The 3623-nt window shown below is 60.8% G+C and carries 6 protein-coding genes; 2 read left to right on the plus strand and 4 right to left on the minus strand.

Going from position 1 to position 3623, the window contains the following annotated elements; translation table 11 throughout:
- Nucleotides 1–289 (minus strand): nucleoside hydrolase (locus EN906_RS26715; protein ID WP_206529171.1); only part of this gene is annotated, 289 nt, incomplete at its 3' end.
- 315 nt (nucleotides 290–604) lie between these two features.
- Between EN906_RS26715 and EN906_RS26720 the strand changes: the two genes are divergently transcribed.
- Nucleotides 605–1030: an Hsp20 family protein gene (locus tag EN906_RS26720; protein ID WP_023760739.1), complete on the plus strand. Its 426-nt coding sequence runs from the start codon at nucleotides 605–607 to the stop codon at nucleotides 1028–1030.
- A gap of 120 nt (nucleotides 1031–1150) precedes the next feature.
- Entirely contained in the window at nucleotides 1151–1405 is a 255-nt protein-coding gene (locus EN906_RS26725; protein WP_023760740.1) for a DUF1150 family protein, read from the plus strand.
- Nucleotides 1406–1471: 66 nt separating this feature from the next.
- Here EN906_RS26725 and ptsN read toward each other — a convergent pair whose 3' ends face one another.
- The 3 genes from ptsN to EN906_RS26740 all read right to left on the minus strand — a co-directional run.
- On the minus strand, nucleotides 1472–1936 hold the full coding sequence (gene ptsN, locus EN906_RS26730; RefSeq protein WP_013529589.1) for a PTS IIA-like nitrogen regulatory protein PtsN: 465 nt from the start codon (nucleotides 1934–1936) through the stop codon (nucleotides 1472–1474).
- Nucleotides 1937–2038: 102 nt separating this feature from the next.
- Nucleotides 2039–2623, minus strand: coding sequence for a ribosome-associated translation inhibitor RaiA (gene raiA, locus EN906_RS26735; protein WP_013529588.1), 585 nt, complete (start codon nucleotides 2621–2623; stop codon nucleotides 2039–2041).
- A 264-nt stretch (nucleotides 2624–2887) separates the two neighbouring features.
- On the minus strand, nucleotides 2888–3623 hold a 736-nt coding region (locus tag EN906_RS26740), incomplete at its 5' end, for an RNA polymerase sigma-54 factor (RefSeq protein ID WP_164777377.1).

Below are 3623 nucleotides of genomic sequence, written 5' to 3' on the forward strand. Positions count from 1 at the left end.
GTTCTGGCAATTGCGGTCCGTTGAGACCGGTCTTGCCATGCACTTCCTCGGCGGTGACCAGTTCGCGCATCAGGGGCCGGATGGCGCCGGCATAGACCTTGATGTCCGGACGGCCGGCCAACTCGCAGATCTTGCGGGCATTCTTTTCGGTAAGCTTCAGCGGCACGTTTCCGGCAACGGCTGATATGCCGACGATCTCCAGTTCGGAGCTGCCGAGCGCCAGCAATATGGCGACGGCATCATCCTGACCGGGATCCGTGTCGATGATGATCTTGCGTGATTGGGGCATTTCAATTCCTTGTTTGGCGAGGTCGTGGGCTTGAACCGATCCGATCGAAACATCCAAATGACGCCGAAGCGGTCGCGAGCTGCCATGTCGAACCGCTCGACCGGGAAAGACAATTCCCGACCTGCGCGCTTCTCCTTGCATCTGCTCGCCGTTTCAAGCGCCATGTCGGTCATTCCTGTGAGTCCACGCCTGGTCTTTTTGAGCGGGTCTGTTGACGGCTTGAACTTGGTCGCGGGGCGGACCATATCAAGGCCATCGGGAAAAATGCCATCTGGGTTTTTCCACTTTATGTCGCTCTTGAGAGGACAGTGTAACATGAGCCGAATGACGCCCTTTTCCAGCCCGCTTCTCCTTGGTTTCGACGCCATGGAAAAGACCCTGGAACGCCTGGCGAAATCCGGCGACAGCTACCCTCCCTACAACATCGAACGCCTCAGCGGCGCCGACGGCAAGACCGAAAGGTTGCGCATTACATTGGCGGTCGCCGGTTTCGCCGAAAGCGATCTCGATGTCACCACGGAGGAAAACCAGTTGGTCGTGCGCGGCCGTCAGACCGACGACACCGAGCGCGAATTTCTTCATCGCGGCATCGCCGCGCGCCAGTTCCAGCGCTGTTTCGTGCTGGCCGACGGCATGCGGGTGATCGCGGCGGAGTTGAAGAACGGTCTTTTGTCGATCGACCTCGATCGGCCGGAGTCCGAACGGCTGGTACGGAAAATAAACATATCGGTGAAAGACTGATCTTTACCACTGCATCGGCCGGAAATCGGCTCCGACTTCCGAAAGCACGATGCAGCAAATTGAAATGGCTCTCATGCGGGATGGCCTTGAGCGGCGTCCTCGCGCCAAGGAGGCTTTGAAATGACCAGAACTGAAAACATCACCATGACCAATGGCGAATTCGCTCATCTCGGCGAAGGCTCGGTCGCTTATCTCAGAAAGGTCTCGAGCGACGAATTGCTCGGCCGTTTCCCCAATCTCGGCGAAATCGCCCCCGGCATGGAACTGTGGGCCTTGTTTGCCGCCAATGGCCAGCCGATCCTGCTTTCCGATGCGCGTGACCGCGCTCTGGCCGGCGCCATGGAAAACGACCTGACCACCGTCGCCATTCATTGACAGCGATTCCGGCTGAAACGGAAAGGGCCGCCCATGGCGGCCCTTTAGCGATATCATTCTCGAAATTCAGGCCGCGTGCGAAGCCTGGGTGTCCGACAACAGCGCGTGGATAGCGGCGGCGTCGCGCGTACCCCTGATCTTGGCCACCGTGTCGGCATCGCGCAGGACCCGCGCGATGCGCGACAGTGCCTTGAGGTGGTCGGCGCCCGCCCCTTCCGGCGCCAGCAGCAGAAACACCAGATCGACGGGCTGATCGTCCAGCGATTCGAAATCGACAGGCGTCTCCAGCCGGGCGAAAACACCTGCGATGCGTTTCACGCCGGCCAGCTTGCCGTGCGGAATGGCGATGCCGTTGCCGACGCCGGTCGAACCCAGGCGCTCACGCTGCAGGATGGTGTCGAACACCTCCCGCTCCGGAATGCCGGAAATCGCCGCTGCCCGTTCGGACAGCAGTTGCAGCAGCTGCTTCTTGGAGTTCGCCTTCAACGCCGGCAGTATCGCCGGAACGTTGATAAGATCGCTCAGATCCATGCTAGAAAATCCCTTGTTCGCCTGCCGTCACCAGTCCCCACCCCTCGTGCGGCCGGCTCTTATTGCCGTGCGACCCTTGTCGTCACCGTGCGACCTTTGTCGTCACGCTTGCGCGACCTTGGTCGTCGACGGGTCGATCCAGCCGATATTTCCATCGGGTCGGCGATAGACGATGTTGAGATGGTCGGTTCCCGCATTGCGGAAGACAAAGACCGGGCTGTCCTTGGTGTCGAGTTCGATGACCGCCGACGCCACCGACATGGTCTTCAGCGTCATGGTTGATTCGGCGACGATGGCGGGCGCGAAATTCTCCGGAATGTCCTCGTCGTCATCGGCAAGCGGCGCCATCACCGTGTAGGCGATGTCGGTCGGCTGGCCGTTGGCGGCGCCCGAATTGTGCGATTTCAGCCTGCGCTTGTAGCGCCTCAGGCGGGTTTCCAGACGGTCCGCCGCCGCCTCGAAGGCTAGCGTCGGATCCTGGGCATCGCCGGTGGCCTGCAGCGAAGCGCCGGAATCCAGCCGGATCATGCAGTCCGCCGAATAGCGCGAGCCCGATTTGATGACCGTGACATGTCCGGCAAAGCCGCGATCGAAATATTTGCCGATCGCTTCGCCGACGCGATCATTGATGCGTGTCCGAAACGCATCGCCGATATCCATGTGTTTTCCCGATATGCGCAGATTCATCTGAAAACTGACCTTCCTTGCTCAGGCTTCAAACTGGCCCGAGTTTATACTCGTGATCCGTGCGCACAAGCTTTGCGGCGTCACTTGCGCCGATTTTAAATCCAAACTTTCCGGTTGATCACAAGCCGCCCTTTGACCGTCCCGAGGCCAACGTCGTGACGGACCATCCGCATGCGGGCATCTAGCCCGTCTCATGCGGGCGGGCTTCTAGCCACTTCACCGCGGCTTGTCAATGAAGTGCCGGCCTGTGGAAAATCGACCCGCTCAGCGCCCGGCGCTGGCCATCGCCCGTTTCTCGCGTCGGCGCTGCACCGAAGAGGGGATATTCATGCCTTCCCGGTACTTGGCGACCGTACGTCTTGCAATGTCGACGCCACTTTCGCGCAACATGTCGACGATCGCGTCGTCGGAAAGCACGTCGACGGGTTTTTCCTCGTCGATCAACTGCTTGATGCGGTCACGCACGGCTTCCGAGGAATGCGCATCGCCGCCGCCCGACGCGGCGATCGAGGCGGTGAAGAAGTAGCGAAGCTCGAACACGCCGCGCGGCGTCAGCATGTATTTGTTGGCTGTGACCCGGCTGACCGTCGATTCGTGCATGCCGATGGCGTCGGCCACCGTGCGCAGATTGAGCGGCTTCAGCTGCCGCACGCCATGGACGAGGAAGGCATCCTGCTGGCGAACGATTTCCGAGGCGACCTTGAGGATGGTCTTTGCCCGCTGGTCGAGGCTGCGCGTCAGCCAGTTTGCATTCTGCAGGCATTCGGCCAGAAAATCCTTTTCCGCCTGGTTCTTGGCCTGCGGTGAGACCTGGGCGAAATAGATATGGTCGACCAAGACCCGCGGCAGCGTTTCGGCATTGAGTTCGACCGTCCAGCTGCCGTCATTGGCCGCGCGCACCTCGACATCGGCGACGATCGCGTCGCTGGCGCCGCCCGAAAACGCCATGCCCGGCCGGGGATCGAGCGCCCGGATCTCCGCCAGCATGTCGAGCAGATCC

The organism is Mesorhizobium sp. M7A.F.Ca.CA.004.06.1.1 (assembly GCF_003999135.1).
Taxonomy (GTDB): Bacteria; Pseudomonadota; Alphaproteobacteria; order Rhizobiales; family Rhizobiaceae; genus Mesorhizobium.

Coding starts and splice junctions, on each gene's coding strand:
- ptsN (WP_013529589.1), bottom strand. CDS start 1,936: ATGGATCTGAGCGATCTTATCAACGTTCCGGCGATACTGCCGGCGTTG.
- raiA (WP_013529588.1), bottom strand. CDS start 2,623: ATGAATCTGCGCATATCGGGAAAACACATGGATATCGGCGATGCGTTT.
- EN906_RS26720 (WP_023760739.1), top strand. CDS start 605: ATGAGCCGAATGACGCCCTTTTCCAGCCCGCTTCTCCTTGGTTTCGAC.
- EN906_RS26725 (WP_023760740.1), top strand. CDS start 1,151: ATGACCAGAACTGAAAACATCACCATGACCAATGGCGAATTCGCTCAT.